Below are 5,018 nucleotides of genomic sequence, written 5' to 3' on the forward strand. Positions count from 1 at the left end.
CAGTATCATCTTTTGAGTTCTTATAATCTACTATCTTTCTCCAGTTCCCAGTAGTTTTGTCAAAAGCAAACTTTACACCTATGGTATATTCTTCGCCTAGCTCTTTATCTATCGTAAGTCTGAAGCCACCACCTCTAGGTTGAGTTGATTTCCATTCTATGTACTTCCCATGGCTATCTTCACCATATGTTAAGGATTCATTATTTCTATTAGCTGGTTTCTCATTTCCATATCTATCTAAAAATGTTCCATCTCCCTCTTTGCTTATCCACTTAAGCTCAGAATGGTTTTTGAAATCTTGATCATTTCCCGAAAATACAAATGAATTATATGAATCATCCTCAATTGCTGGTTGTTCTCCTGTACGCAGTGGATTATTGGCTATTGCTTTTCCATTACGTGGGTCGTGAGAACCGGTATTTTCGATTGAATTTGTTCCGGCTTTTGGTTCTGTATTTCCTGCCTTTTTACCTACTGTTGGTTGACCGTTCGTTGTGTCTACTTCTGGTGTTACTTTTTTCTCTGTAGGTTTTGTTACTAATTTGGTGTTAGCTACAGTTACAAGTTTGCTGTAAGCCTTTGTCAGTTCAGCTTGAGTTGTAGCATTTTGTAACACTTCTTTAGCTGCAGCTAACTCCGCTTTTAATAGAGCAACACTCTTTTCTGTTTTATTGGCGTATGCACCTTTATCCAGTTTCGCTTCAATCTCTTTGATATATTTTTCAAGTTTCGTTTTGTCTAAAGCTGGAGTTACTGGTTCTTCTGGTTTAGCAATAGTTTCCGCTACAACTGTATTGCCTACTTGTTTTGTAGTATTCCCCTGAACCTTACCTGAGCCAGTATTTTCATCATTTTGTTTAGTTTTAAGCTCTGGCTTGCCTTGCGGTTGAACAGCAGTCATATCAGCTGATACAGCACCATTGCCCAAAAACATGAAAAGAGCCGCTACTGCTACACTAGCTGCACCAAAGCTATATTTACGAATTGAATAGCGTGTAACCTTCTCACGGTGCATGCGTTCAACACGACTCATTGACTTATTTGTTTTCATTGATTTAAATTCTCCTTCAAGTTTCAAATTGTATCTCAATTTTTAGAATAGACCTTCTTTAATACATCATATCAGCCCCAAGAAAATCACCAAAAGCATATATATATATATGCATGCTGGGTATTCAATTTTGGTTTCAAAAAAAGACTATTCACTTGAATCTTCCAATTAAATATTATACTGCATTTCTGTTATAATTACAACTATTATATAATGTAATAGATTGAAATAAGATGGAACCAAGTCGATTAGGAAAGACAAATGAATTTCTAAAAATGTTTTAGCAACCGCAATGTCCTGGTCTATATTCAATCTACTATATAATACTCTTCGAAAATCTCTTCAAACCACGTCAACGTCGCCTTGCCGTATATATGGTTACTGACTTCATCAGTCTTATCTACAACCTCAAAACAGTGTTTTGAGCAGCCTGCGGCTAGTTTCCTAGTTTGCTCTTTGATTTTCATTGAGTATAAGATTCATTTCTGAGCAAGATCTTGAATTTACTAGATGATGAACTACCATAAAACAAAGAAAAAGAGGGTGCTACTATCACATCCCTCTTTCTAATCAGAGCTTAATACCAAACGCTGACATCCACACGCCCTTGGATTCCTTTCATGTATTCAGAAGAGGTATATTGCCAACCTTTTTCTCCTGAATAATGAGGGTTTTCCCATTCTAAAGCATTGGTATAGGCCGCTACCCAGTTTACATGTTTTAAAATATCTGGGTGTTTTAAACGCGTCTGTAATAAACTACGATAGCTATAGACATACACATTTTGATAACCCGCCTGCTTCATCGTCTCCATGTACTTGTTAATAATCTTAACCCAAGTACCTGTATCACTCGGAGCACGCTTACTTTTATTCACATACTCCCAGTTCTCAACATCATAGTAGATAGGATAAGACAAGTTCATATTGTATTTCTTCAGAAGTTCAATGGTCTGTTCAGCGTCATTCTCAGCATCGGTCTCATTTTCAGCATAAGTATAGAGATAGACGCCATAAGGAATTCCCAGACGGTTTAACTCCTTAATGTTATGCGCCAGTTCCTTGTCTTCTTTACCGCTATAACCTAGACGAACAATGACACCATCTACTTCATTTTCATCAATAACCTTTTTCCAATCATTGATACGACCATTGTGCTCACTAATATCAATGACTTTCTTAGCATGTTCGGTTCCCACTTGTTCTTCTCTATTATTAAAGAAATAGCGTTTACCATCTCTGTGAACCCAGCCGACATTCAAATCTTTCTTTTCTTTGAGCTCACCAGAAGCCGCAAAGATATAGCGAGCACCATCCATAACCACTTCATCAGTCGCCATGGCACCACTTCCAGTCAAATAGTAGTTGCCTTGCCACTCATTCCGAGCCATATAGCCCCACTTCTTGAAATAGTACCATTTGCCGCCCACTTTTTGCCACTCTTGGTTGGCATAAGTTCCATCGGATTTTAGATAAAAATAAGCAGAATAAGCCGGATCATAAAGCCATTCATTTTGCATCATAGCTCCTTGACCATTCAAGAAATAACTTCCTTGCCATTGGCTTTTAGCCATGTAACCCCACTTCTTGAAGTAATACCACTTATTTCCAATCAATTGCCATTCTTGATGAGCATAAGCCCCATCTGACTTGAGATAAAACCAACTCTTGTAATTATTATCATAAAGCCATTCATTTTGAGCCATGTAGCCACCTGATTTTAGGTAATAGCTGCCCCGCCACTCATTTTGAGCATAACGACCGTCTGATTTGAGATAAAACCAAGCCTTATAGTAGTTGTCAAAAATCCATTCACTTTGAGCTTTAGATCCATCAGCCTTTACATAATAATCCCCATCCCAGTGGGCAGCAACATTGGTCTTTACACCTGTGCTCGTTTGAGTTTTATTAGAAGACTGATTTTGCTCTGAACTACTTGAAACTGTCGTTGTATCCTGCGAAGTTTTTGAAACTTCAGTTTCATTTGCAGCGACATGGCTCGTTGCCAAGCCTAGTAAACAGATACTGGCTAATCCAATTTTTCCAATTTTTGTTTTCAATCTTTCCTCTCCTATAAAAAATGGAACAGACATCTGAATGCTGTTCCACCTAGCTTTTGCTACTTACTGATTATTTTACAAAGTCAAGCAAAGCCAAGAAGCTTTCAGCTTCAAGTGACGCACCACCTACAAGGGCACCGTCAACGTCTGGACAAGCCATGTATGAAGCAACGTTCTCAGGTTTAACAGAACCACCGTATTGAACACGAACTTTGTCTGCAACTTCTTGACCAAAGTCAGCAGCTACAACGTCACGAACAACTTTACACATTTTTTGTGCGTCGTCTTGTGAAGCTGATTTACCAGTACCGATAGCCCAGATTGGCTCGTAAGCGATAACTGAAGCAGCAACTTGTTCAGCAGTCAATCCAGCCAATGCAGCAGATACTTGAGCACCTACAAATTCAGCAGCTTTACCAGCTTCGTAAGTTTCAAGTGACTCACCACAACAGATAATTGGAAGCATACCGTTTGCAAAGATTGCTTTTGCTTTTTTGTTGATATCTTCGTCAGTTTCATGGAAGTAGTCACGGCGTTCTGAGTGACCGATAACAACGTAGTCAGTACCGATTTCTTTCAAAACTTGTGGGCTAGTTTCACCAGTGAAAGCACCTGCATTTTCAAAGTAGCAGTTTTGAGCAGCAACTTTAAGGTTTGAACCTTTTGCAGCAGCAAGAACAGTTGTCAAATCAAGAGCTGGAGCAGCGATACCTGCTTCAACAAGATCTGATGAAGGAAGTTTTGATGCAACTGCTTCAACAAATGCTTTAGCTTCTTCTGGATTTTTGTTCATTTTCCAGTTACCAGCGATAAATGGTTTACGTGACATTTCACATACCTCTTTTTTCAATTTATTTTCTATTTATTTTATCACAATTAAACACAGCTTGCAAATCTTACTCGGATTTCAAGCCTGCTTGCATGGATTAATCCTTCCAGAGATCCATAGCATTTCTGAAATCTGCAGATACCTGTGTCAACTGAGGATTGCTTGCTTCTCTTTCTGCCCGCTTAGCCTCGATTTGAGCCACACTTTTGATACCTTCATGGCGCCAGTTTCTCAAAATCGCCTGAATGTACTTCCAGTTTGCTTTTCCATTCAAAACAGCTTCACGAAGAGCTTCCTTAATCAAGTCAGCACTGGTTCCATCTTCCTTTAGTGTCTTGGTCAGATCCTCAATCTCAAAAGGTGTCAACAAGCGTCCCAATTCCTGCTGGAAGGTTTCCACCAAATCCTTGAGCTGATTTTGAGGTGTCAACTGGTCTGAACTCGAATGAGCGACTCCAAGCAAATCATCCAAACGTTCCAAAGCCAAACTAGCATCAAAAAGCAATTCGATTTCACCATTCAATTCAATCGTTCGATACTGGAGAAGTCCCCTCTCCGTAAGATTAGAAATGGACTGGTTGACATCTGAAATTTCCTTGCCAATCCTTTCAGCAATCTGGCTTGGCGACATTTCTTCCAAACCTGTCGTATTTTGCAAATAGAAAAATTGCCAGACCAGAAAATCGTCGCTAGAAGGAAAGAGTTCCTTAAAATGCAAGAGCAGGGCACTCGGTAAAACCAAGTTCCCTGATTTAAAAGCGTCTAAATATGTCATAATTCCTCTTATAAATACCCAAATGCAGATGCATCATCTTCTATTTTTCTCCAGTCAAAAGGGGTCTCCTGATAGACTGCATAATTCACCCAGTTACTGAAAAAGAGGGCTGCTGATGAAGACCAACAAAGACAAGGTGTCTGGTTGACATCATCATCCTTAAAGTAATTTTCTGGAATATGAGGATCCAAACCTGCGTCACGATCCCTAAAATAACTCTTTTGCCAAGGTATCACGATCATATTCCAAATGCCCAAAACTATAAATTTCTCGTAAATCACGACTAGCCAAAATCGAAAACCCC

At 39.2% G+C, this 5,018-nt stretch carries 5 protein-coding genes and 1 pseudogene; all 6 read right to left on the reverse strand.

Going from position 1 to position 5,018, the window contains the following annotated elements; all coding sequences use genetic code 11:
• On the reverse strand, positions 1–1,051 hold a 1,051-nt coding region (locus SMIDD26_RS06575), incomplete at its 3' end, for a YSIRK-type signal peptide-containing protein (RefSeq protein ID WP_134990224.1).
• 308 nt (positions 1,052–1,359) lie between these two features.
• On the reverse strand, positions 1,360–1,518 hold the full coding sequence (locus tag SMIDD26_RS12295) for a hypothetical protein (protein ID WP_050268322.1): 159 nt from the start codon (positions 1,516–1,518) through the stop codon (positions 1,360–1,362).
• Positions 1,519–1,628: 110 nt separating this feature from the next.
• On the reverse strand, positions 1,629–3,143 hold the full coding sequence (gene lytC, locus SMIDD26_RS06585; RefSeq protein WP_134990207.1) for a choline binding-anchored murein hydrolase LytC: 1,515 nt from the start codon (positions 3,141–3,143) through the stop codon (positions 1,629–1,631).
• A 37-nt stretch (positions 3,144–3,180) separates the two neighbouring features.
• A complete protein-coding gene (gene tpiA / locus SMIDD26_RS06590; protein ID WP_000087893.1) occupies positions 3,181–3,939 on the reverse strand; it encodes a triose-phosphate isomerase in 759 nt (252 codons plus the stop codon).
• A gap of 97 nt (positions 3,940–4,036) precedes the next feature.
• Positions 4,037–4,714: a DnaD domain-containing protein gene (locus tag SMIDD26_RS06595; RefSeq protein ID WP_000221596.1), complete on the reverse strand. Its 678-nt coding sequence runs from the start codon at positions 4,712–4,714 to the stop codon at positions 4,037–4,039.
• An 8-nt stretch (positions 4,715–4,722) separates the two neighbouring features.
• Positions 4,723–5,018, reverse strand: a pseudogene (locus SMIDD26_RS06600) (homoserine O-acetyltransferase/O-succinyltransferase family protein); the annotation flags it as partial.

This window comes from Streptococcus mitis (assembly GCF_001579035.1).
In the GTDB taxonomy this organism is placed as follows: domain Bacteria; phylum Bacillota; class Bacilli; order Lactobacillales; family Streptococcaceae; genus Streptococcus; species Streptococcus mitis_J.

Excerpts from the sequence above, each read along its gene's own strand:
- SMIDD26_RS12295 (WP_050268322.1), bottom strand. The coding sequence starts at position 1,518 with ATGAAAATCAAAGAGCAAACTAGGAAACTAGCCGCAGGCTGCTCAAAA.
- lytC (WP_134990207.1), bottom strand. The coding sequence starts at position 3,143 with ATGTCTGTTCCATTTTTTATAGGAGAGGAAAGATTGAAAACAAAAATT.
- tpiA (WP_000087893.1), bottom strand. The coding sequence starts at position 3,939 with ATGTCACGTAAACCATTTATCGCTGGTAACTGGAAAATGAACAAAAAT.
- SMIDD26_RS06595 (WP_000221596.1), bottom strand. The coding sequence starts at position 4,714 with ATGACATATTTAGACGCTTTTAAATCAGGGAACTTGGTTTTACCGAGT.